25 protein-coding genes are annotated in these 24,611 nt (G+C 41.7%); 2 read left to right on the plus strand and 23 right to left on the minus strand.

What is annotated here, in order from left to right; translation table 11 throughout:
- Window positions 1–26 precede the first annotated feature (26 nt).
- Window positions 27–896 (plus strand): LysR family transcriptional regulator, encoded by an 870-nt coding sequence (locus ACFRAK_RS09455; protein WP_387597557.1) that lies wholly within the window; start codon window positions 27–29, stop codon window positions 894–896.
- Window positions 897–1,074: 178 nt separating this feature from the next.
- Here the strand turns inward: ACFRAK_RS09455 and ACFRAK_RS09460 are convergent, their stop codons facing one another.
- From ACFRAK_RS09460 to ACFRAK_RS09560, 21 genes are all read right to left on the minus strand, one after another.
- A complete protein-coding gene (locus ACFRAK_RS09460) occupies window positions 1,075–2,640 on the minus strand; it encodes a solute symporter family protein (protein ID WP_387597560.1) in 1,566 nt (521 codons plus the stop codon).
- A 3-nt stretch (window positions 2,641–2,643) separates the two neighbouring features.
- The gene (locus ACFRAK_RS09465) at window positions 2,644–2,982 is read right to left on the minus strand and encodes a DUF485 domain-containing protein (RefSeq protein WP_387706923.1); all 339 of its coding nucleotides are present in this window, start codon (window positions 2,980–2,982) and stop codon (window positions 2,644–2,646) included.
- A gap of 228 nt (window positions 2,983–3,210) precedes the next feature.
- Window positions 3,211–4,092, minus strand: coding sequence for a cytidyltransferase (locus tag ACFRAK_RS09470; RefSeq protein ID WP_394571668.1), 882 nt, complete (start codon window positions 4,090–4,092; stop codon window positions 3,211–3,213).
- 220 nt (window positions 4,093–4,312) lie between these two features.
- Window positions 4,313–5,296: a 3,4-dihydroxyphenylacetate 2,3-dioxygenase gene (hpaD, locus tag ACFRAK_RS09475; RefSeq protein ID WP_387597569.1), complete on the minus strand. Its 984-nt coding sequence runs from the start codon at window positions 5,294–5,296 to the stop codon at window positions 4,313–4,315.
- 31 nt (window positions 5,297–5,327) lie between these two features.
- On the minus strand, window positions 5,328–6,842 hold the full coding sequence (gene hpaE, locus ACFRAK_RS09480; protein WP_387597572.1) for a 5-carboxymethyl-2-hydroxymuconate semialdehyde dehydrogenase: 1,515 nt from the start codon (window positions 6,840–6,842) through the stop codon (window positions 5,328–5,330).
- 78 nt (window positions 6,843–6,920) lie between these two features.
- Complete coding sequence (gene hpaI / locus ACFRAK_RS09485) at window positions 6,921–7,838, minus strand: 2,4-dihydroxyhept-2-ene-1,7-dioic acid aldolase (RefSeq protein WP_260285998.1); 918 nt, start codon at window positions 7,836–7,838, stop codon at window positions 6,921–6,923.
- A 108-nt stretch (window positions 7,839–7,946) separates the two neighbouring features.
- On the minus strand, window positions 7,947–8,624 hold the full coding sequence (locus tag ACFRAK_RS09490) for a GntR family transcriptional regulator (protein WP_394571669.1): 678 nt from the start codon (window positions 8,622–8,624) through the stop codon (window positions 7,947–7,949).
- A 197-nt stretch (window positions 8,625–8,821) separates the two neighbouring features.
- Window positions 8,822–10,006, minus strand: a complete 1,185-nt coding sequence (locus ACFRAK_RS09495) for a pyridoxal phosphate-dependent aminotransferase (RefSeq protein WP_394571670.1) — start codon at window positions 10,004–10,006, stop codon at window positions 8,822–8,824.
- Window positions 10,007–10,025: 19 nt separating this feature from the next.
- Window positions 10,026–10,502, minus strand: a complete 477-nt coding sequence (locus ACFRAK_RS09500; protein ID WP_387597581.1) for a cell wall elongation regulator TseB-like domain-containing protein — start codon at window positions 10,500–10,502, stop codon at window positions 10,026–10,028.
- An 18-nt stretch (window positions 10,503–10,520) separates the two neighbouring features.
- Window positions 10,521–10,691, minus strand: a complete 171-nt coding sequence (locus tag ACFRAK_RS09505) for a YpmA family protein (protein ID WP_065310840.1) — start codon at window positions 10,689–10,691, stop codon at window positions 10,521–10,523.
- A gap of 155 nt (window positions 10,692–10,846) precedes the next feature.
- Entirely contained in the window at window positions 10,847–13,627 is a 2,781-nt protein-coding gene (gene dinG / locus ACFRAK_RS09510; protein ID WP_387597585.1) for an ATP-dependent DNA helicase DinG, read from the minus strand.
- Between the two features lie 160 nt (window positions 13,628–13,787).
- A complete protein-coding gene (gene panD, locus ACFRAK_RS09515; protein WP_260286003.1) occupies window positions 13,788–14,171 on the minus strand; it encodes an aspartate 1-decarboxylase in 384 nt (127 codons plus the stop codon).
- Between the two features lie 26 nt (window positions 14,172–14,197).
- Window positions 14,198–15,046 (minus strand): pantoate--beta-alanine ligase, encoded by an 849-nt coding sequence (panC, locus tag ACFRAK_RS09520; protein ID WP_387707985.1) that lies wholly within the window; start codon window positions 15,044–15,046, stop codon window positions 14,198–14,200.
- A complete protein-coding gene (panB, locus tag ACFRAK_RS09525; RefSeq protein WP_387597592.1) occupies window positions 15,043–15,879 on the minus strand; it encodes a 3-methyl-2-oxobutanoate hydroxymethyltransferase in 837 nt (278 codons plus the stop codon). Before panB ends, panC begins: the two co-directional genes overlap by 4 nt.
- Window positions 15,880–16,210: 331 nt before the next feature.
- Window positions 16,211–17,191 (minus strand): biotin--[acetyl-CoA-carboxylase] ligase, encoded by a 981-nt coding sequence (locus ACFRAK_RS09530; protein ID WP_387597595.1) that lies wholly within the window; start codon window positions 17,189–17,191, stop codon window positions 16,211–16,213.
- Window positions 17,176–18,357, minus strand: coding sequence for a CCA tRNA nucleotidyltransferase (locus ACFRAK_RS09535; RefSeq protein WP_387706707.1), 1,182 nt, complete (start codon window positions 18,355–18,357; stop codon window positions 17,176–17,178). The genes ACFRAK_RS09530 and ACFRAK_RS09535 overlap by 16 nt, the downstream gene beginning before the upstream one ends.
- A gap of 13 nt (window positions 18,358–18,370) precedes the next feature.
- A complete protein-coding gene (gene bshA, locus ACFRAK_RS09540; RefSeq protein WP_387597601.1) occupies window positions 18,371–19,510 on the minus strand; it encodes an N-acetyl-alpha-D-glucosaminyl L-malate synthase BshA in 1,140 nt (379 codons plus the stop codon).
- Between the two features lie 4 nt (window positions 19,511–19,514).
- Window positions 19,515–20,228 (minus strand): bacillithiol biosynthesis deacetylase BshB1, encoded by a 714-nt coding sequence (bshB1, locus tag ACFRAK_RS09545; RefSeq protein WP_192205331.1) that lies wholly within the window; start codon window positions 20,226–20,228, stop codon window positions 19,515–19,517.
- The gene (locus ACFRAK_RS09550) at window positions 20,212–20,637 is read right to left on the minus strand and encodes a methylglyoxal synthase (protein ID WP_192205332.1); all 426 of its coding nucleotides are present in this window, start codon (window positions 20,635–20,637) and stop codon (window positions 20,212–20,214) included. Before ACFRAK_RS09550 ends, bshB1 begins: the two co-directional genes overlap by 17 nt.
- 18 nt (window positions 20,638–20,655) lie before the next feature.
- Entirely contained in the window at window positions 20,656–21,456 is an 801-nt protein-coding gene (gene dapB, locus ACFRAK_RS09555) for a 4-hydroxy-tetrahydrodipicolinate reductase (RefSeq protein WP_098370765.1), read from the minus strand.
- Window positions 21,449–21,808 (minus strand): nucleotide pyrophosphohydrolase, encoded by a 360-nt coding sequence (locus ACFRAK_RS09560; RefSeq protein ID WP_076366321.1) that lies wholly within the window; start codon window positions 21,806–21,808, stop codon window positions 21,449–21,451. The genes dapB and ACFRAK_RS09560 overlap by 8 nt, the downstream gene beginning before the upstream one ends.
- A gap of 167 nt (window positions 21,809–21,975) precedes the next feature.
- Here ACFRAK_RS09560 and ACFRAK_RS09565 point away from each other — a divergent pair, with 167 nt between their 5' ends.
- Window positions 21,976–22,848 (plus strand): YitT family protein, encoded by an 873-nt coding sequence (locus ACFRAK_RS09565; RefSeq protein WP_260286012.1) that lies wholly within the window; start codon window positions 21,976–21,978, stop codon window positions 22,846–22,848.
- A gap of 137 nt (window positions 22,849–22,985) precedes the next feature.
- On the opposite strand, the gene ACFRAK_RS09570 is transcribed toward ACFRAK_RS09565, so the two are convergent.
- Together ACFRAK_RS09570 and ypjB are read right to left on the minus strand one after the other, a co-directional pair.
- Window positions 22,986–23,660 (minus strand): zinc metallopeptidase, encoded by a 675-nt coding sequence (locus ACFRAK_RS09570; RefSeq protein ID WP_387597607.1) that lies wholly within the window; start codon window positions 23,658–23,660, stop codon window positions 22,986–22,988.
- A gap of 85 nt (window positions 23,661–23,745) precedes the next feature.
- Window positions 23,746–24,531, minus strand: a complete 786-nt coding sequence (gene ypjB, locus ACFRAK_RS09575; protein WP_192205335.1) for a sporulation protein YpjB — start codon at window positions 24,529–24,531, stop codon at window positions 23,746–23,748.
- Between the last annotated feature and the right edge of the window lie 80 nt (window positions 24,532–24,611).

Here is a 24,611-nt window from a genome sequence, read left to right on the forward strand (position 1 = left end):
TAAATCATATGTATGAGGTGTATATAATGGACATCCGGCAATTAAAGTATTTTGTGACGATCGTTCAGGAAGAACAAGTAACCAAAGCAGCAAAAAAATTACATATGGCTCAACCCCCCCTTAGCCAGCAACTTAAATTAATGGAAATCGAAATCGGTGAAAAACTCTTCGACCGGAATGGAAAGAAACTTGAACTCACTGAAACTGGCAAGGTCCTATATAAAAAAGCCGAAGCTCTATTAAACCAGTTTGAAGAATCGCTACTGGAAGTGAAGGAAGTCAGTAAAGGAATACAGGGCACTCTTTCCATAGGGTCAGTAAAAACTTGCTTTTCTTACATTCCGCAAAGGATGAGGGCCTTTAGAGTAAAATACCCTGACATACGCTTCAAGTTAATGGAAGGTGATACATTCCGTTTGACAGAAGGCTTAATAAACAGGGAAATCGAGTTGGCCATTGTACGGCTTCCCATTAACGGTAAGCGATTCTCATCGATTAACCTTCCGCCGGAAGATTTTGTGCTTGTCACCCCAAAAGAATGGGACATCCCAGACTCCATCGGATTTAAACAAATTAAGGATTATCCCCTCCTATTGCTGCATAGGGTAAGCGGACAGGGAACTTATGAACTTATAGTGGATGAGTGCTTCAGACATGGGTTTGAACCTAAGATTGTATGTGAATGTCCTGATGCTGCCATGATTTTATCTTTGGTGAAGGAAGGAATAGGCGCTACAATCATGCCACGAACCACATCCAAATCGTTTTCAACCCAGGGTATTAAAATAATCGAATTGACAGATTGTGAAGTCCAATCGGAAGCCGCCCTTATTTGGCTCGAAGAACGCTATCTTTCCAAAGGTGCCGTCAAATTTCTAGAAACATTTTCTGAATGAATGGACAGTTATTGAATATTAGTGCATCTGGACCTCTTTCTAATAACCTTTCATATTTGTTTGAATTTCTTTATCCAATGTAAAGAAAAAAGCAACCTATCATTAGAGGGCTGCTTTATCAGATCCATTCATAAGTGCGATGACCTGTGTTTTATTTATAGGCATGCTTTTACATCTTTCAATGTCGCAAAACACCCTTAACATCATGACCGGTGTTGGACTTAACGAGGATTTCATTATAATTGTCTTTTGTAACCGTTTTCAACCCCGTCCTGCGGTTACCGAACAGGGCACCTAAATAGCATGCGAGGAACCCAAGCGGGATGGAAACGATTCCTGGTGAATTCAAAGGGAAAATCGGGTCACCTGTCATTATGGTGGCTCCGGGGACCGGGTTCCAGACATTTGGACTTAGAGCCACGAGCAAAAGCGTACCAATAAGACCTGTCATCATACCGACTATCGCTCCGGTTTTATTGAATTTTTTCCAATAGATCGTAAGAAGGATTACCGGCAAATTCGAACTAGCCGCCAGTGTAAAGGCAATCGATGCCAGAAACGCTACATTGAATTCCTGCAGACCTAATGATAAAACGATTGCAAGTGCAGTCACACCAACGGAAGCCCATCTAGCCATCGTCATTTGCTGTTTTTCCGTCGCCTTTCCATCTTTTAATATTTCATTATAAAAATCATGTGAAAATGCGGTAGCTCCTGTTAAAACGATTCCCGCAACAACTGCGAGTATCGTTGCAAAGGAAACGGCCGCAATAAATGCGAATAAGATGTCCCCGCCCACAAGTTGGGCCAATAAAGGTGCAGCCATATTACCCGCTGGATTAGCGGCCATGATATTCGATGTTCCAACCAACTTCGCAGCACCGAATCCGAGAAAAATGACCATGATATGAAAAGCACCCATAATCCACATCACCCAAACAACCGACTTTCTTGCCACTCGTGCATTCGGGACGGTCAAAAAACGTATTAAAATGTGAGGCAGACCTGCCGTTCCCAAAATTAGGCCCAGCGATAAGGAAGCTGCATCCCACCCACTGGCATATTTAATACCTGCTTTCAGGTAATCTGCACCCATGGGTGTTGCGGTTTTCATATCAGTGAAAATTCCGATGAAACTAAAATTCAATTTCCACATGACGATCATGAATAATATAAACACTCCTCCTATCAACAGGATGGCTTTAATGATCTGCACCCAGCTCGTCGCCGTCATCCCCCCAAATAGAACAAATACCAACATGACAATACCTACGATGATGACAGAAATATTATACGGGATGTCTAAAAGCAATTTAAATAAAGCGCCTGCCGCAACAAGTTGCCCCAGCATGTACATGACTGATATCACCAGGGTATTAAAGGCGGTCACTCCCCTGACCTGTTTATATTTAAACCTTGTAGTCACCATATCAGCCAATGTGTATTTCCCCAAGTTCCTTAAAGGTTCAGCCACTAGGAATAACACGACAAGAAATGAAACAAGTGCTCCATACATCAGGAAAAATCCATCATACCCCGTTAAGGAAAATGCCCCAATCAACCCTAAAAACGTGGAAGCCGACATAAAATCCCCGGCCAATGCAAGTCCATTTTGCCTAGCGGTCAACCCTCCCCCAGCCGTATAAAAAGAGCCTGCCGTTTTAGTTTTTTTGGAAGCGAAATATGTGATGAAAAGGGTTCCTATCGACATTAGCGCAAAGAGAATAATAACTGTCCAATTCATGATTCAAAGCCCTTCTTTCTCGATGATTTCTTTTATTTGTTCATCGATTCTTCCTGATTTCCTTACATATATGCTGCAAACCCAAACAGACATAACCGTAATGGAGACACCGTACACCCATGCCCAGGTTATGTCTCCAATGAAAGAGTGATCCAGGATATCTGTGTAAAAAACTAAGAAGGGCAAAAGCAGGGAATATCCCATAAAGAAAATCGAAAAAGGGATGACGAATTTCTTTTTATCGGAAAGCATATTCTGAAACTCTTTGGAGGCAACAATCTTTTCATAATCCACTAGATTAGTTTGTTCCGATTCATCAAGTTTTTTTTCCAACCGAACCATCTCTATACACCTCTTCTGATATTTATTTTTACAAGGGCGGCACTAGTAGTATTGAGCCTCTCCAATATCAGCCTCTTTCTTCCATCCCAAAATCCAAACAAAATCATCTGCACAGAGAGGGTCTAAGCTCATTCCCTAAGCTTTCCGTACTCCCATTGTCTAACCGTGACGCTTACAGGTAGGGCAGCAGTAAGTACCCACTGCTGCCCTGTCCCGGACCATATCTTTTTAGAAGGCTTGCACTTTCGTAATGGACTTGGCTCGCATATCAATCATCTGTTTCGGCTTCATTATACTTTCACTTTTCCATTTGATATGAATCTTCTTTCCCTCCAAGGGAAGATCATCATTGAAAAGTAAGTGCCAACTCCCATGAAAGGACCCGTCCGTTGTTTGATAGGCAATTCCCTCATAAACATTTCCTTCGTTCTGGATTTCGATTAAATAAGCGCCTGTCGGGGGTGTCAGGAATGCTTCCGATAATGTAACGATGACGTGTTGATTTTCCTTGGATTTGATTGTCCCTTGGCTTTCAAAGTATGTGCCAAGGAATGGCGGGATATCTGCGAACCGACCTTCTGCAATCAAGTTTCTAAGCTTAGTGGAACTTACTTTTTCATGATCGATTTCAAACTTCTTCATTTCCGTCACTTCAAAAAATCGCTTACCTTCGATTTTCAGCGTTTCCATATTCCCTTCCCCTTTATGTCCATAGCGGAAATCGAATCCAGCCACGGCATGCTTGCATTTAAATCCACATAGATAATCCTCGATAAAGCCAGTAGGTGAAAGATGGGCAAATGCGGAATCGAAGTTCACGACTATCAAGGTTTCTACACCTAAACCTTGCATGATTTTTGCTTTTTGCTCTAAAGGAGTCATATATGTTTGGGGTTGAGCGTTTCCTAAGATTTGCTTTGGATGCGGAAAAAATGTCATGACTGCCAATTTCAAATCTTGCTGTATGGCAATCCTTTTAGCTAGATGTATCAATTCTTGATGGCCAAGATGAACTCCGTCGAAAAATCCAAGAGCCAGCACACACGGTTCTGCTACTGCCGTATATATACTGGAAATTGGGTGCTGAACATGAATGATATCCAAATCCATCTTCCTTCCTTTGATTCTTGAAAGGTTACATTATAAACTCAATAAACGGACCTTCGATAATCCAGCAGTTTCCATCAACCACTCACCAGTTCTGTTCCCTTAAATGGTGAAAATTGGTCTTTGAACAGGCTTATACGCACTAGCGCCCTATCCAATTGACCGTGGGAGTCAATGTATGTCTTGCCGAACGTTCGATCATTCATCCTAAATCCGTTTCTCTTTAGATGATGAATTCAGGCTTGCTTTTTGCCAGAATCGGTTCTTTAAGAGGAACTTCTTCACCTGATATTATATCAAGTACAGCAGATGCCTCATCAAACCATGAATCCGGAGCTTTGGCTCCCCAGAATGTCTGGCGTCTTGGATCATTCAAATCCCAATGAATCGGTTCAGTATCAGGGTCAGCCGTTAAGTAATCCCCATTGTATAATTCGATCCTGTGACCGTCCGGATCTCTTAAATATAAGAAGAATGCATTGGATAGACCGTGCCTTCCTGGTCCGCGTTCGATGGACTGGGCATATCCCAGTGAAGCCAGTACATCACAAGCATGGATAAGTGCAAGGGGGTCAGGCAGAAAGAAGCCTATATGATGTAGTCTTGGACCGATTCCGTTCATGAATGCCTGGTCATGGACCGTTTGCTTTCTATGAAGCCACGTCGCCCATAATTTGCCCGATTCATCCACTGTGTCTTCCGAGCACGCAAAACCTAATTCTTTCACGTAAAAATCATAGGCTTTTTGCACATTTGGTACACAGCAATTCACATGATCGATTCTTTGGACCCTTGAACCCCTATGCATATCGAATCGTTGAAGCAATCTCTCGGCTTTATCCATTTTGCTGAAAAACTCCACTGGCAACCCTGAAATATCCTGAACTCGTAGCGACTTGCCTAGTGCATGCTGTGTTCCTTCCTGCATCCACTTCATTTTCATCCCCTTGGATAAGAAAAAAGTTTCCAATTCTTCAAGGTCTTCCTCTTTTTCAACCTTGTATCCTATTGTTTCAACGCTTGGCTTTTCTGCCTTTTGCAAAATAAGCGAGTGATGATGCGCTTCCTCTAAACCACGTAAATATATGTGATCATTCGTTCTTTCCGTTTCAATGAAACCTAAAGCATCCACATAAAAGGCTCTTGATTTATCCAGATCTGTTACATTAAGTATCGTTCTCGCAACACGAATAATAGAAAAATTCATAGTATTCTCCCCTTCTTTAATAAAACACGGATTATTTTTCAGCAGAAGAAACAGCATTTTGTTTTACGTCTCCAAATTTCGGAATGTGATGTTCACCAATTGCTACGTGGATAACTTGTGTTTCCGTATAGAATTCAAAGCTATAATGGCCACCTTCACGTCCAACCCCACTATATTTCGATCCTCCAAACGGTATCCGCAAATCCCTTACGTTTTGGGAATTCACCCAGACCATCCCGCTATCAACAGCCTGTGCAAACCTATGTCCACGTTTCATATCATTGGTCCATACATAAGCAGCGAGCCCATACTTTACATCGTTAGCCATTCTCAGTACTTCCTCTTCAGTCTTGAAAGGAATGACTGCCATGACTGGTCCAAAAATCTCTTCCTGTGCCACCGTCATCTCATTTGTACAGTTCAAGAGAAGCGTCGGGGCAATATAATTCCCTTCCTTGAACACACTCGGTATGGCACCGCTTACAATTTCCGCCCCTTCATCTTTTGCTATATCCAGATAACGGGAGACATTGTTAAAATGGTTACGATGGATCAGCGGTCCGATTTCCGTTTCTGGGTCCATTGGGTTTCCAATTTTGATATTATGAACACGTTCCTTCAATTCTGCAACGAACTGGTCTATTATCGATTCATGGACAAATAATCTGGAATTGGCTGTGCAGCGCTCCCCATTGAATGAATAAATTCCCCAAACCACAGAATCCAGGGCTTTTTCTAGATCGGCATCTTCAAAAATGACCGCTGGCGATTTACCTCCGAGTTCCATGGAAAAACGTTTCATTGTATCTGCACCATTTTTAACGATTTCAGCGCCAGTCGTCGTTTCCCCGGTAAAGGATATCAATTGGACTTCAGGATGGGCAACCAAGGACGCCCCTGCTGTTTCCCCAAAACCGTGAACGATATTGAATACGCCTTTCGGCAGACCCGATTGGTCAATGATTTGTGCCAATTTATTGGCTGTCAATGGGGACCACTCCGCCGGTTTGAGGACACATGTATTACCTGTAGCCAGGGCCGGGGCGATCTTCCAGGTTTCTAACATGAATGGCGCATTCCAAGGAGTGATTAATCCTGCCACTCCTATCGGTTTATGAATCGTATAATTGATGAATGTGTCATCCACTTGATACGACTCTCCTATTAGCCTGCTTTTCACCATCTCAGAATAAAACCGGAAATTCTCCGCTCCCCTTGCCGCCTGTTTTTTTGTCTGGCTAATCGGCAACCCTGTATCAAGGGATTCCAAAAAGGAAATTTCTTCTGCATTTTCTTCAATTAAATCAGCAATCCTATTAATGTACTTCAATCTTTCTTCCACTTTCATCGTTCTCCATGGACCATTATCGAATGCAGCTCTTGCAGCGGCTACCGCTTGATCGATGTCCTCTTTAAACCCTTCTGCCACATTATTTATTGCCTGATTATTAAAAGGGCTTAAATTTCCAAATGTTTTCCCTGAGATTCCATCGACAAATTGACCATTGATGTAATGCTTGACATCTTGCACGGGAAAAGTTTGCATGATAAATCCTCCTTTAGAAATTAATTCGGGAAGATGACAATAATCTATTAGATTCGTGCAATCTTCCCGATCTAGCAATTATGACTGGATTATTGGGTCAATCAACCCGTATGATTGAAGGGTTTCACGCAGTTCTTTTTCCAATGGTTCCGAAGGCGGACCCATTGGCGGCCTTAATGCAGGATTGATTTTCCCCATCATCCCCATCGCAGCTTTTAATGGTCCTGGATTGGTTTCTTTAAACAAAACATCATTCAATGGCATTAATTTGTAATGGAGATCAAGTGCCTTATCCACATCCCCCTCCACCCAAAGGTTATAAATTTCCGCAACTTCTTTTGGAGTGATATTTGCAGTAGCACTTATATGTCCTGCCCCTCCAATAGCCAACATTGGATAGCATAGTAATTCGATGCCCGAATATAAGAGAAAATCCCTTCCGCAATTCAATAAGACACGGTTCACATGTTCGAAATCTTTATTAGATTCCTTTACACCAATAATATTTTCACAATCTTCAGCAAGACGTGCCAATGTCTTCACTTCTAAATTCGTCGCCGTTCTTCCAGGAATGTTATAAACGATAATCGGAATATCAACAGAATCGGCTACCGTTTTAAAATGATTGTAAAGTGCCTGTTGATTCGGTTTATTGTAATAAGGAACGATGACTAAAGCAGCATCCGCACCCATTTCCTGTGCCATTTTTGTTAAATGTAACGTTTCTTTCTGATTGGCAGATCCAGTACCTGGTGCAACTGGAACACGGGCTTTTGCTGCTTTAATAGCCGTTTCCATCACTAATTCCCGTTCCTTAATCGTTAATGAACTCGGCTCCCCGGTAGTACCGCATACCGAGATTCCATGTGAACCGCTTTCAATGTGCCAGTTTACCAGATTTTCAATTGCTTTTACATCCACTTCCATCTTGTCATCAAACGGAGTGATAACGGGAGCGATGGATCCTCTTAAACGACTTTTGATTTCCTCGTACATTTTTTCTACCGCCCTTTCATTATTTGAATATTCGGAATAATATAAGCGAAAAATTGGCTTTGCTTTTATGAATAATCGATCGACTATTATAAAACAAAGCCAAGGTCATCAAAGTGCCTGATTGTGATTAGTTTCCGCCCTCTGCTTGAATGTGCTGATGGCATTCAGTTTATGCTTTCTCACCAATGATTCAATTTCTTCAAAAGGTGCTTTTTCCTTTAGAAGCTTTATGATGCTTTCATGTTCGCGAATCGATTGGACTGCGCGCTGCGGAACCATGGTGAACATGGATTTTCTGACTCTATTCATTCTTTGTTGCGCCTGTTTAATTTCCTCCTTTAAAAAGGAATTTCCGCACTTTTCATAAATTTCCGCATGGAAACATTCGTTTAACTTACCAAACAGCTCTAATTCAAAGTTATGGAGGGCTTTTTCCATTTCTTTGTTTAAATTAATTAGATTTTCAAAATCATGATCATTCATCGTTAAAGAACTGAGGGCGGCTGCATATCCTTCAAGCAAAGATAAAACAGAAAGAGTTTCAATGTATTCGCTCTCATTAATGCTTGTAACCACCGCTCCGCTATAAGGCTTATATTGAATAAGACCATCAGATTCCAGTTGCCTGATCGCTTCCCTGACAGGAATCGGACTTAAACTAAGTTCTTTTGCCGTTTGATCGATAATGATCCGCTGTCCAGAACCATATGTTCCATCCAAAATTAATTTACGAAGGTGCTCATATGCTATTTGCTTTTTGCTGGGGTTTTTGTTTTTCTCTTCCATATTTTCATCATATATGAAATCATATATGATTGCAATCGATTTTTATTAAAAATCATATATGATTTTCACTTTTCTTTACAAGTTTGTTTTGCAAAACGCTTATCATGTCTTCTTCGCGAAAGTACCTTATCGAAATATAATCGAAAAAAAACCTGCAGACCCTGATGTAGCCAGGTAGTCTGCAGGTTTTTGAAAAATTATGCCATTTTTGATTTAACGAATGAATGTATTCTTTCAACTGCTGCTTCCAGCAACTCTAATGAAGTTGCATAAGAGAGCCTGATGTTATCAGGTGCACCAAAACCTGATCCTGGAATAACAGCCACTTGCGCTTCTTCCAGCAACGCAGTCGTAAACTCCTCGACATTGCTGAACCCTGTTAATTCAACTGCACGTTTAACGTTCGGGAATAAATAAAATGCCCCTTGCGGTTTAATGCAGCTGATCCCTGGAATTTCAACCAATTTATCATATATCGTATTCAAACGGCCTTCAAATGACTGACGCATTTCTTCAACAGGCTCCTGTGTACCTTCATAAGCGGCAATCGCACCATATTGAGCAGTTGTGGTAGGGTTGGATGTGCTATGGCTTGCAAGGTTCGTCATTGCTTTAATGATGGACTCATCACCGACTGCATAACCAATTCTCCAGCCAGTCATCGAATGCGACTTAGAAACACCGTTGATGATGATCGTTTGCTTTTTCAATTCTGGTGAAATCTCTGCAATGGATGTATGTTTAGCATTTCCATAAACCAATTTTTCGTAAATTTCGTCGGAAACGATCAAGATATCATGAGCCAGGCAAACTTCCCCGATAGCCGCCAATTCTTCCCTGGAATAAAGCATGCCCGTTGGATTGCTTGGAGAGTTGATGATAACCGCTTTCGTTTTTTCGGTGATTGCTTGTTCCAATTGTTCTTTAGTGATTTTATATTGATTTTCTTCCGTACCTACTACATAAACAGGCTTACCGTCAGCAAGCTTGATTTGCTCAGGATAGCTCACCCAATATGGTATCGGAACAATGACTTCATCTTCTTCATCCAGGATAGCTTGAAACAATGTGTAAAGCGCGTGCTTTGCACCTGAGCCAACTACAATTTCAGACGGTTTGTATTCCAAGCCTTGATCACGCTTCAATTTAGCCGCAATTGCTTCTTTTAGTTTCGGCAGACCAGCGGATGGCGTGTATTTAGTTTGACCTTCATTCATGGAAAGAAGGGCTGCATCTATGATATGTTTTGGCGTATTATAGTCTGGTTCACCAGCACCCAAACCAATTATATCTAGACCTTGGGCCTTAAGTTCCTTTGCTTTTGCCGTGATGGCCAATGTTGTTGATGGCGTTAATGACTGAACGCGCTTCGCTAATTTCATTTTAAATTAATCCTCCATTCTAAATGCTTCGATAATACTTCAGCCATTCCCCAGTTTTAAAATCATAATAGTCATAGTTAAAACGCTTGGATTCATCAAGATACGTTACTTCCCAAAGCGGAACGTTCTTTTCCATGCCTAGCTTAACAGAAATGATTTTTTGGGGATTAAGCTGTTCATTGACAATGTTTAAGATCTCTTTTTTTGATTTACCATCTTTATAGTTTTCCACTACCATTTCTTTCTTCTTATCCTCAGGAAGCCAGACTATTTTTTTAGTCCCTTTTTCTCCCTTACCAATGATTACGGAGTATGAATCCTGCCCATTATAAGGGTAAAATTCTTCCATCGTCACAAGGCCGCCCTCTTCCTTTGCCTTTTGGAAAGCCTCATTACCAGCCTCTTTTTTAGGCTGCAACGCTTTAATATATGCCCCGCTGACAAATCCGATAAAACAAAGGACCAGGATAGAAGCAATAATCAACCATTTTTTCAAAGCTGCTTTTCCTTCTTTCTATGTACGATAAATTGTAAATATCGCTTTTTCTTGATCTTGGGAATCCAGTGCCAGACCGAACATTAAGTCATCTTTTTTCAATGTTCGGTTCAAAGAATCCACAATTTTATACAGATCAGGAGAATGTTGCAACCTGACTGTTGAAATTACTTCAATTTTACTTTCCATGAAAACGCCCCTCCATTTTAATAATTTGTCAACAACCACTGGTATGAATAGGATTTGAAGGCTTTACCACCTATCACATTATACCAGCTCAAAAGTAATTTTTCTTTATAAATTATTAAAAATTCATTATAGATTAAGAAGGATTTAAAGATTCTTTAAATCCACTCTTCTATCATTTCAGCCATTTCTGTTATTGAGGCTTGGTGCCAGTCCACAGCCGGAATGGCTTTTTGAAATTCAGGTCCATATTTGGCAGTGATGATGCGGCGGTCAAGAATTACCAAAATCCCTTTATCTTCTGGAGTTCGTATAAGCCTGCCGAAACCTTGCCGGAACCTTAATAAGGCTTCAGGTAATGAATACGCAGAGAAAGGATTGCGCCCTTGTTTTTCGAGAAGTTGGCATTTTGCAGCTGTCACTGGTTCATCCGGTGGCGAAAATGGCAGCCTGACAATGATTAAACAAGATAGATCCTCACCGGGGATATCGACGCCTTCCCATAGGCTGGTTGTCCCAAATAGGACGGCTTTCTCGAAGTTTTGGAAATTCCTGAGCAGCCTCATCCGGCTTCCGCCAGAAATCCCTTGGGCAAACAGCGTGAACTCATCCAGTACGCCACTGTCTTTGATGGAATGATAGGTGGCCCGCAGCATTTCATGCGAGGTGAATAATACCATCATTCTCCCTTTCGCTGCCTGAGCGGCAGCAATAATATGATTTGCCGCTGTTTCGGAGAATTCCTCCACCGATAAGCAATTGATATCTGGTAGATCATTTGGCACCAGTACCTTTACGAGTTCCTTATAAGGAAAGGGTGAAGGTAAACTTGCCGTCTGCATTGGCTCGTTCTCTAAACCGAGCTGTTCTTTAAAATACTTAAAAGAATTCTTCACCACGAGGGTTGCCGATGTCATGACCACACTCTTTTGACGCCCGAAATAGGAATCCCAAAGCCGTTTACTTCCTGCAATCGGCTGAACCGTCAAAGTCACCCCATGCTGGGGTGCTGCATTCGTATAATCCAGCCAATAAATATTTTCTTCATGCGGCTTGATGAAAAATTCATGCAAGGAGTCCCTGGTATCCTGTAAATGTCCAAGCAGCACCTCAATATCATTCAAGTGAAATAATGAATTTTTTCCTAAGGGGGACTCATTATTCAATAAAAGAGCCAATCTTTTCTCTATCTCCGTGATGATGTATCCTAATAAATCGACCAATCGCTCAGCGACCAGAATCGCTTTACCCCATCTTCCATCATCGATTTTGAATGAAAGCCGTTTCGGACTCATGGAACGTGAAAGTTTTTCCGCCTGATTGGAAATATAATAAAAAAGCTGTTCGAATTCATACGAAAAATCACTAAGCTTTTGATCTAATTCATGCATGGACTTCCCATCCGTCAATCCATTATTTAAGAGCATCCTGTCCAATTTATATAATAATTGCTTTTGATCTGATGTCCCCATTCTGTTCAAAACCGTCTTCACCGAAATGTAATTAAGCCTGCTCCCAAGCTGTTTAGATGCAGCTTGTTCCAAATGGTGTGCTTCATCGAGAACCAAATACCCCTTTTTTGGAATCAAGGCGTCTTCTGTAAGCAGATCCGTCATTAAAAACGAATGGTTAGTAATGATGATATCCGCTTTGGCAGCTGTTCTTTTTGCCCGTTCAAAAAAATCCAATTCAAGCCAGGGCTGTTTTAAACCGGCGTATGTAAGGCCATCACTTTGAAGCCTATTCCAAAATAGCTGCCCCCCGCTTGTGAGATTCAATTCATCTTTATCGCCTGTTACGGTTTCAGTAAGCCAAACCAATATCTGCATTTTCGTTAATGCCGTTTCATAATTATCTTCCTTTTCACGCAATGCCCTTTCGAACTTTGCCAAGCTCAAATAATTACTTCTCCCCTTTAGTAAAACAGCTTGAAATGTAAAGGGAAGAATTTTCTTAAGCTTAGGAACCTCGTTTTGTAGAAGTTGATCCTGTAGCTGAAGCGTATACGTCGAAACGACGACAGGCTTATGATGTTTTTTTGCAAAATAAACAGCCGGAAGCAGATAGCCTATGGATTTTCCAATACCTGTCCCAGCTTCTATGATTGCATCCTGGCTGGATTCGAAGGAATGGTGAATCATGTTCATCATATCAAGTTGTCCGCTTCTTGCTTCAAAGGCAGGAAATGCACTTTGAAGCATGGCTATTTTTTCCTCATCGTCGAGCGGGAATTTCGACTCCGTGTCTTTATGATCACCTTCGTTTTCGGCCTTTTTAAATGCAAGACCCCTATACGTAATAAGATCAGGTGAATGGACTTCTGCTTTAGCAAGTTTGCTTGCAATGCAAACATCTATTAATTCGGAAACCTCACTTTGTAAGGAAAAAGATAATCGATATAACTGTTTAAGTGTCATGACTGGAAGGTACATCAGCTTTTTTTTCAACTCCAACAATAATAAAGCGGTGGCATATGCATCACTATCCGCTTGATGGGGCCTGGAATGATCCAGGTTTTCTTCTTTAGCCAGCTGGTGCAGCTTATATCCATCGGATGTTGGTTTTAATATTTTCGCTAACTCCACTGTATCAAGGGTGGAACCATAAAACGGCTCAAACCCGCATCGTACTAGTTCTTCCTGTAAAAAAGATAAATCAAATAAAACATTATGGGCAACAAAACAAGCCCCTTCTATAAGCCGGGCAATATTTTCTGCAACATCTTCAAAGTCAGGTGCATTTTTTACCGTCTCGTTGCTTATTCCGGTCAATTCTTCAATAAACAAGGAAATTTCCTGTCCAGGGTGGATGAATGTCGAGTATTCATCCACAATTTGGTCATTTTCGATGACCACGCCAGCAAATTGTATTATCCTATCTCCTTTTTTTGGAGAATTCCCTGTCGTTTCCAAATCAACCACTACATATCGTTGCATCATGAATTGTACACCTCAAACTTCGCTTTCTCCACTTCCTGATGGAATTCTCTTATCTTTTTTATACCATAATAATCGTAATAAAGGAAACAAGCCGTTCATCAAAAGACTAAAAGGGCCGGCACCTGTATGCATGATTCATGCATATGTGCCGGCCCCTCGCTTACATGATGGTAGCTGCTGGTTCGTTTGAAATCAAATCAATGATTTTGTTGTTTTCATCCATGATCGCAACTTTTGGTTTGTGTTCCCCCAGTTTATCCTCTGAAACCATTATATAAGAAATGATTATCACGATATCATCCGGCTGCACCAGTCTGGCTGCCGCTCCATTCAAACACACTACACCGCTCCCCCGTTCACCCGCAATCACATACGTTTCAAGTCGTGCACCATTATTATTATTCACGATGGCGACTTTTTCGTTAGGCAGAATACCCACCGCATCAATTATGTCTTCATCAATCGTAATGCTGCCTACATAATTCAAATTAGCTTCAGTTACTCGTGCACGGTGAATTTTCCCATTCATCATCGTTCGAAACATCTCAATTCCCCCTAATTTCTCATGAATCATTCCACATATAAGGTGATATTATCAATTAGTCTTGCATGCTTGAACTTTACAGCCATTGCAATGATGACGTTTCCTGCCAGCGATTCAAGTGGTTTAAGTTCCGGATATTGATAGATTTCAATATAGTCGATCACTCCACTTGTGTGGACAGCAATATGTTCATTTACTAAGGCCGTGACGGTTGCTGCATTTCTTTCACCTGATTCAACCGCCTCTTTGGCCTTTAATAAACTTTGGTACAGTTCTTTAGCCTCCATGCGTTCTTGATCTGATAGGTTAACATTTCGCGAGCTCTTCGCTAACCCATCTTCTTCGCGAACGGTATCTACAGCAACTAGCTGGATAGGGAAATGAAAGTCTTTGATCAGTCCATCTATCACTGCGACTTGCTGGGCATCCTTCTTACCAAAGTAAGCTCTATCAGGAAGGATGATATTGAAGAATTTCGTTAAGACCGTCGCTACACCATCAAAGTGTCCAGGTCTTTGTCTCCCGCATAAAACATCCGTCCTGCTTTGGACAACAACCTTCACAGATGGTTCTTCACCGTACATTTCGTGGACTGTCGGATAGAAGAGATAATCCACTCCGCCATTTGCTGCGACATTTTCATCCCGCGCCAAATCCCGCGGATATGTTTCAAAATCCTCATTAGGTCCAAATTGCATCGGATTCACAAAAATACTCAATACCACAATATCATTTTCGTTGCGAGCCTTTTCCAAAAGGGTTGCATGCCCCTCATGTAAAAACCCCATCGTCGCTACATAGCCTATGCTTTTGTGATTGTTTTTTTCCTCTTTGAGTGCCAGTTGCAAATCAGCAGCTGATGTAAAAGTTTTCATCTTTTCCCTCCATAAAGTTCAGAAAGCTGCTCTTCTTTCATTGTAAAAGTATGTTCTTTCGACGGAAAATCTTTAGATTTCACTTCATTCACAAAGCTTGTAATAGATTGACCAATCAGTTCATTTGCATCTCCATAAACTTTTACGAATTTCGCTAGCCGGTCTACCCCATACTTGATGACATCATGGTAAACGAGGACTTGACCATCCGTTTCTGCGCCTGCCCCAATTCCGATGGTGGGAATTTCCAGGTTCCGTGTAACGAGTTCCCCCACTTGATATGGAACACATTCAAATACAATTGCCATCGCTCCCGCCGCTTCACACTTTCTCGCATCTTCCAAGAGCTGTGCTGCACTTTCAGCATCTTTACCTTGCACTTTATAGCCGCCCAGAACGCCGACTGATTGAGGAGTCAAGCCAAGATGGGCTACAACCGGGATGCCGGCCTTGGTCAATGCTGATATTTTTTCAACAACATCATCCGCGCCCTCGAGCTTCACGGCATCGGCATGACCTTCCTGCATGATTCGGGCTGCATTCTTGAGTGTTTCATCCATAGATAGGTGATAGCTCATAAAGGGCATGTCCGTCACGACAAATGTATCTGGTGCACCGCGTTTTACTGCCTTTGTATGATGGATCATGTCATTCACCGTAACTGGAATCGTTGATTCATATCCCAATACGACCATTCCTAAAGAATCGCCGACTAAAATCATGTCTACACCTGATTGTTCGGCTAACTTTGCTGACGGGTAATCATAAGCCGTCAGCATGACAATTTTCTCTTGATTTTGTTTCATTTTCAAAAAATCTCCGGACAATTTCATTACGTTTCCTCCTTTTGATGGAGGAGATGAAAACATCAGCGAAAACTGGTGTCTATACATTCATGCGCAAAAAAAAGACTGACTAAAAAAGTATCTGTTTTGCTACGAAAAATGGCTTAAAAAGCCAAATATCGACACAGACTTATCTTTTAGTCAATCTTTGTTTCATCAGAAGTTTCATCCCTCCGTCCCCGTCCAGTTCTCTGGATCAAGGCAGATTTTCAAATAATTTGGTATTTATGGGGGTGCAGTTCACATTAGATACTGCCCACTTGCATTATATCAAGCCAAATTAAAAATTTCTATTTAATTTTCACGAATTTGACAAAATCTACTGAATTTCAATATCTGCAGAATATATCGAGTGTACGGTTCCCTTTCCGTCTTCAAGAAGTAAAACGCCTGAATCCGTTATGCCCAATGCTTTTCCGACAATCGTGTCATTAACCGTACTGGCTTTGATAACCTGGCCTAGACTGATCGCATAACTCTCCCATAAATCCTTTATTGGCATGAAGCCTTGATCTAAATAGAGTTCGTACAAATTTTCGAGACGGAACAATACTCGTTGAATGACCTTGGACCTTGACACTATCCCTCCACTTTCTATGAGAAGGGAAGAAGCCTTTTCCTGCAGTTCTTCAGGAAAATCCTCCAATTGCTGATTGATATTCATCCCAATTCCGACAATGACGGAATGGATTCTATCTGACTCCGCCTGCATCTCCGTCAGGATTCCCACCACTTTCTTGCGATTCACCAAAATATCATTCGGCCACTTTATTTGTGGCTTCAAATCAGTGATATCTTCCATAGCCTGAGCCACAGCGACTGCGGCCAATAATGTAAGTTGCGGAGCCTCATGAATCGGGATTTTCGGTCTTAGGATCAGACTCATCCAGATGCCGCTGAATTTCGGGGAATGCCAAGATCTCATTAGCCTTCCTTTTCCGGATAACTGCTCCTCGGCAACGACGAGGGTTCCCTCCTGAACGCCTTCATTTGCTAGTTGATGCGCTATTTTTTGAGTGGATTCTACAGTCTCCTGATAGTGGATCATCTTGCCGATCGTTTTTGTTTCCAAGCCAAGTTGTATTTCGCTCTCTGATACTTTTTCCGGAGCTGATATGATCCGGTAGCCTTTTTTCCTAACGGCTTCCACGTTATATCCTTCACTGCGCAGGTCTTCTATATGCTTCCAGACAGCTGTGCGCGAACAGCCAATGTATTCAGCAATTTCCTGACCGGATATGAACGCACCATCCGCTTTTGATAGAGCTTCCATCAGCTTTGTTCTTAACTCAGATTGCATTTCGCCAGCCACCTCTTTATTTCTTCTTTATCATTTCTTAATTCTTCATTCAAGACAGCCTTCAATATTTTTTCCAAGTATTCTTTGACCCATGGACCTGGCTTTTCTTGATGCCAATTCAATAAATCCGTTCCTGTAACGGCAAGATCCGACATTTGTTTTATAATAAGTCCATTGTAACGCTGATGTGCATTCTCCTCCGCATCCGATACATTACCGCCAGTCAGTGCCGCCTTGACTTTAGCAGCTTGTACTGTTACGCCATGACCTGCCTGAAATACATCGATGGCTGATGGTTCTTTCTTCACTAGCTGTATCGTACGTTGAATGTTTCTTATCGTTTTCAATGGCAGCTTCCATGCCCTCAAAGACTTTTCGAGTTCCTGATCCTTTGTGTGAACCATGATTATAGACCATATTTCTGCCGCTTTTAGCTGATGAAGCGGCAGGTCCAGTAAGTCCGTCAAATGATCTTTTTTACTCGAGAATAGAGGCAGATATTGATATAATCCGCTTTCCAGCAAGAGTGAGAAAGCCCTTATCTTATTGGAGCCGGCCACTAGCTTCTCAAATTCAACCAGGATTCTTTCGACAGCGATTTCACTGATGATTTGAGCATTCTCTTTAAGGGAATGAAAGGTTTCTTGATCCAGATCAAAATCAAGTTGACTTACGAACCTTAATGCACGCATCATTCTCAATGCATCCTCATGAAACCTTTCATGCGGGTTGCCAACCGTGATAATCCTTTTTTCTGCCAAATCACGCTTACCATTAAATGGATCTATGATTTTTCCGGTCTTATCCATTGCCATTGCATTCATCGTAAAATCTCTTCTTTGCAAATCCTCTGTCAAAGAACGGACAAATTGTACAGAATCGGGTCTGCGAAAGTCCGAATACCCGCTTTCCGTTCTAAACGTCGTAATTTCGTATGTACCCGAATCCGTAATGACAAGCACTGTTCCGTGGTCGATTCCGATGTCAGCCGTATTAGGAAAAATCCTTTTGATTTCCTGGGGTGTTGCGGAAGTGGCGATGTCCACATCGTTTATGGGCCTGCCAAGGATATAATCCCTTACAGAGCCGCCGACGAAATAAGCCTCGTAGCCTGCTTCTTCTATCACTTCCAGAATGGGTACTGATTTTAAGAATAATCGATCCATCAGCATCCCCTCCCTATTCTATGGATTTACCTTCAATTGCTTGAATGTAGATGGCTTCATACTCTGACATGATCGTATCGGAGTGGAAATCAGTATTAGCCCTTTCCAGCGCAGCTTCAGAAAAGCGTTTATGTAAAATCGGGTCACTTAAAAGTCCCACCGCTTTTTCAGCAACCATATCGACATCTCCCAATTCACAAATATAACCAGTCTTCCCATCAACGATGACTTCAGGAATTCCCCCGATATTCGTCCCGATACAAGGAACTCCACATGCCATCGCCTCGAGCAGCACAAGTCCGAAACTCTCTTTTTCCGATAACAGGAATATCAAATCACTGATTGAATATAATTCGGCAAGGTTATCCTGCTTACCAAGAAACAAGACCGAATCATCGACTCCAAGATCTTTAGCCAATTTCAATACGGTTGTCACTTCCGGCCCGTCTCCTACTAGCAAAAGCTTTGCGGGCACTTTCTTTTGAGTTAAATAAAACGCCTGGATGACGTCTTTCACTCGCTTGACCGTACGGAAATTCGAAACATGTATGATCACTTTTTCATCTTCACTGATTCCGTATTCATCCTTAAGGTAATCTGAATTTGATTTATGGTAATCTCTTTCATCAATAAAATTATAGACGGTTTTGATTTCCTTATTCGGTGCGATTAATTCGTGCGTTTGCTGAACAAGGGATTTAGATACTCCAGTAACGACATCTGATTGCTCTATCCCGAATTTTATCAAATTGGTCAATGAGGGATCATGGCCTAATACGGTTATGTCCGTACCATGCAGCGTGGTTACGATCTTAACTTCATTACCTGACATCTGCTTTGCAAGGATCGCACAAACAGCATGTGGAATTGCATAATGAACGTGAAGGATATCTAACTTCTCCCGTTTTACGACATCTGCTATCTTGCTGGCAAGAGCCAGGTCATATGGTGGATATTGAAAGACTGAATAAGAATTCACTTCAACCTGGTGATAAAAAATATTACAGTACATCTTATTCAAGCGAAAAGGGAGGCTTGAAGAAATGAAATGTATTTCATGTCCTTTTTCTGCAAGCATCTTACCTAATTCAGTTGCTACGACACCCGAACCCCCAACTGTAGGGTAGCAGGTAATTCCAATTTTTAATTTCATAAGCTTATTTTTCTCCTAACAAGTCGGCATCGATCAGTAACGGTTTTTTTGTCATGAATCCCTCCGCATAGGCGACACCCACTTCTTTACCGAACATCCGCTCCCGTGCCTCTACAGTCTCGATATAGCCATTAACTAGCGGTGTTTCTACAGATATTTGACTTTTATCGAATTGGCTGCCATATGCCCTAAGGCTATCCAGCTTTTTCGATATTGTAGAAGTGATGTCCACGACGAAGTCCGGTTTGTGAAACCCATTGATCATATAATAGTACATATTTTGGACACGATGAGAATCCAGGCCTTCTTCTTCCATATACTTTCTTACTCCTGCCGAAAAAACTGCTTCCTCGACTAATTTTGCACAATTACCATGATCGGGATGGCGATCTTCCAAAAATGGTGCAAATACAAGGGCAGGTTTATATTGGCGAATGACCGTAATGATTTGATTTATGTATTCCGCTTTCATGTATAGTCCCCGGTCGGGTAGATCAAGGGAAATCCTCTTCACCCCAAGGATTTCAGCAGCCTTCTGCGCTTCCTCTTGCCGCAATGGAACGGTACCATTGGATGACATTTCAGCCTTTGTCAAGTCACAAATGACAATTTCCCTGCCTTGTTGCACATATTTAGCGATTGTGCCGCCCATACCGATTTCAACATCATCAGCATGTGCGCCAAAAGCCAGGATATCTATGTTACTTTTGTTTTTCATTTATCTCACCTTGTTTTTGCCGTAGTTTTAGCCAATCCATATACCCATGTTTCAATCCTTGTATCAGCACTTCTGCCGTGCCCATATTTGTCGCCAAGGGAATTTCATATACATCTGATAGTCGTATAAGCGCCGATACATCAGGTTCATGTGGCTGTGATGTCAAAGGATCGCGGAAAAATAGGACCATGTCCATTTCTCCGCGTGCAATCATTGCACCTATTTCCTGATCCCCGCCAAGAGGTCCTGAATGAAAACGATGGACGGGCAGTGATACTTCTTGCATGATTCGTTTCCCGGTCGTACCTGTTGCAAATAATTCATGCTGCTCAAATACAGCTTTATAAGCTGTTACAAATCGAATGATATCTTCTTTTTTCTTATCATGGGCAATTAAGGCAATTTTCATCGTAAATCCTCCTGATCCCTATTCGATAATATTTTCAAGGCCGTATACAAGAACATCCAATTTCATGACGGTATCGACGGCAAGTTTGACTCCTGACATGAAGGACGCTCGATTAAAGGAGTCATGCCGAACCGTCAATAGCTCTCCATCACTTCCGAAAAGCACCTGTTGATGGGCAACCAGTCCCGGTAGCCGAACACTGTGGATATGCATGCCATCTACATTTGCACCTCTTGCCCCCTGGATGGTTTCTTTTTCATTAGGGTGCCCCTGTTGTTTTGTTTCACGTACCGCTGCAATCATGTCTGCCGTTTTGGAAGCAGTGCCAGAAGGTGCATCCAGTTTTTGATCATGGTGCATTTCTATGATCTCTACATCAGGGAAATACTTTGCAGCCATTTGGGAAAACTTCATCATCAAAATGGCTCCAATTGCAAAGTTTGGCGCGATGATGCAACCAATGCCCTTTTCTTTTGTTAATGAATCCAGCTTCGCTAAATCTTCCTTAGTAAAACCTGTCGTTCCCACTACAGGGCGGATACCATGATTAAGTGCCGTTTCGGTATGGAACATCCCCACTTCAGGTGTGGTCAAATCTATCAATACGTCCGCCTTTATAGAAGAAAAGCATTCATTTATATCCGAGAAAACCGGTGCTTCAATACCGTGAAAACCTTCTATCGCAGATATGCTTTCCCCGTTATGCTTGCGATCTATGACAGCTGCCAATTCAAACCCTTCTGTCCTATGTACAAGCTTCACCGCTTCATTTCCCATTCTGCCACGTGGACCAGCTACAATCACTTTGACTTTACTCATCTTTACCTTCCTCCTCCATTTTCTCTTCTTTTCTTGTCCATCTATCTTTATCACGGGTTGTAAACTTTTCCATGACCAAATCATGCGAGTTTTGAAGGTCAATCCCTAAAGAATTGGCAAAACAAATCAAAACAAAAAGCATGTCCCCTAATTCCGCTTCAATCGTATTCTCTTCCTCTGTTGCCTTCTTTGGTTTTTCACCATGGTAATGATTGACTTCCCTAGCCAATTCCCCAAGTTCTTCAGACATGCGGGCGAGCATGGCCAGAGGGCTGAAATATCCTTCTTTAAATTGTCCTATGTATTGGTCGACTTCCGCTTGCATCTGTTGGATCGTCTTATGCTTTTCCATATCGTCACCCATTCTTGATTTTCGTTTTCAAGCATCATACCTTCTCCATGTTAGCTAAAAGTGAAACAGAAGACAACAGATACGTTCGTGAATCAGAATTGCCCATAGTTGGTTAATTAGTTATAATAAGTAAATTAATGATAGGCAAACCTTTGGAGGTATGGGACATGCTTTTGGGCTTAAAATTGAAAAATATTATATTCATCCTTTTTGGGGCTGGAATATTCGCTTTTGGCCTCGTGCATTTTAACATGCAGAACAACTTGGCCGAAGGCGGATTCACCGGTCTCACCTTGATTATATATCAACTTATCGGAATAAATCCTTCTTATTCTAATTTGATTTTGAATATTCCTTTATTTTTAATAGGGTGGAAATATTTAGGACGAACTTCTTTCTTTTATACGATTATCGGAACGGTCGGCCTCTCCGTTTGGCTATGGGTTTTCGAAAGATACCAAATCGAAATCGATCTCGGAAACGACTTGATGCTTGTGGCATTGTTTGCCGGGGTTTTTGTTGGTGTCGGGCTGGGCATCATCTTTCGTTACGGCGGGACAACAGGCGGAGTGGATATCATCGCCCGTTTTGCCCATCGTTACTTGGGGATGGGAATGGGACGGACCATGTTCATCTTTGATGCCGTCGTCATTGGCCTGTCCATCTTAACCTACCTTGATTACCGGCAAGCGATGTATACCCTTGTTGCCGTATTTATAGGTGCCAGAGTGATCGACTTTATGCAAGAAGGAGCCTATGCAGCTAGGGGTGCAATGATCATTAGTGATAAAAACAAGCAAATTGCTGAAAAAATCATGAATGATATGGAGCGGGGCGTAACCGTATTAAGGGGATATGGGTCCTTTACCCGCAATGACCGGGAAGTACTCTACTGTGTTGTCGGTAAAAATGAACTGGTCCGCTTAAAGACTGCCATAACATCGGTGGATCCTCATGCATTTGTATCTGTAAGTGAAGTGCATGATGTATTGGGTGAGGGCTTTACCCTTGATGAAAACAAAAATCCCATTGAAAGGTAATCCTTTTATTTGTGGCATACCGATAGAATGCAATCCTTATGAATGTTGCCCTATTAACTGAATTTTATTAGCCATGTGCAGCAAATACTTTTAAAAATAAAAAAGGACCCCATCCCAAGATGGAGTCCTTTTTCAAATTAATCCTCTTCCCTCATTCCTGTATACATAAGCAGAAGACGAACTAATTCCAGTACGGCTACAAGAGCGGCAGCAACATAAGTCATCGCAGCAGCACTTAATACTTTTCTCGTTTCCCGTTCTTCATCATTCCGGATGACCCCAACGGAAACGAGTTGATCCATTGCCCGAGAAGAAGCATTGAATTCAACAGGCAGGGTTATCACTTGGAACAATACAGCGGCAGCCATAAATACGATACCTGCTATTAATAAGCCTGGAATTCTGGCTAACACCCCGATTAAAATCAAAATCCATGATATGTTAGAGCCAAAATTAGCTACCGGTACTAATGCATGGCGAAAACGCAAGAATGCATATGCTTCTTTGTCTTGAATCGCATGTCCAACTTCATGGGCTGCAACCGCTACACCGGCAACTGAATGGCCGTGATAGTTATCAGATGATAAACGCACCGTTTTATCCCTTGGGTCATAATGGTCCGAAAGCATTCCAGGTGTCTCTTCGACCCTGACATTGAACAGTCCATTTTGGTCCAAGATGGCCCGTGCCGTCTCAGCACCATTCATGCCAGAAGAGGCCGATACATTTGAATATTTTTTATACGTGCTTTTCACTTTCATTTGTGCATAAATCGGGATTAAAATGATAATCGCCAAATAAATGAAATACATGGTATCCTCCTATAACTATTATTACTCTTAATTCTATGGAATGAAGGCAACCGTGTCAAATATAGTGTTCTCTTCCCGTGTCTTTTTAATCATTATGTTCTTTCCTTGGTTTTTCCCTATCACCTTTATATTTTCTCCAGCCTACATAAGAAAGCGTCATGATAATGATTGAGCCTGTCGATATGATGACCCACCAAAGGGAAGGATCTGTGTCATCTTCCCCCATTTCATCAAAAATGGTGCTCAATTCGTTTTGCAGCGCATCCAGTTCCTTTTGACTTTCTCCATCACTGATTACCTCCGGACGGTATTGGTTTATGTATTGGATCCTCGTGTCCAGTTGCTGCATCGTTTCTTTAGAAAGGTCGACTTTCAAGCTTGGATATATCATTTCATATTGTGATAGGAATAAGTTCAATTGGCTATTGAATGTAATTGTGTCTTGATTGATCGCGGCGTTCTTTGTTTGCTGGAAAGAATTCATCATTTGATCTTCCATCTCTGTCCAAAGGGGCTGATGGGTAGACTTGACCGCATCAACTACAAGCCGGAACTTTGTAACAGAATTAACCTTTTCGGAATCTCCCTTGTTCATATCCTTTATTGTCATCAAGGCCTCATTATGAGCTACAGTGATAATTCGAAGTTCGTCCATGTCAAGGATCTGCTCTTTTGCTGTCTCTTTTAAAAACCGGTCAGAAAAAAACGTCAGCATCTTTTCCGAATCTCCATATCGCTTCAACTTGGTCATTTCCAAGGCTCTATCGGAAATGTCATCTAATTGCTCCAAACTTGAAGAGGATTCTGCATAGACAGGGAAATGTAAGACGACAAATAAAACAGCAATGGTTAATATGAATTTTTTCAACATGCTACTCGTCCCTCCTCATATCTCTACTAAAACGATATGAAAGAAAAAACATGAGTAGACCTCGTTCAACATAAAAAAGT

The sequence above is a fragment of the Peribacillus sp. NPDC056705 genome (genome assembly GCF_043656335.1).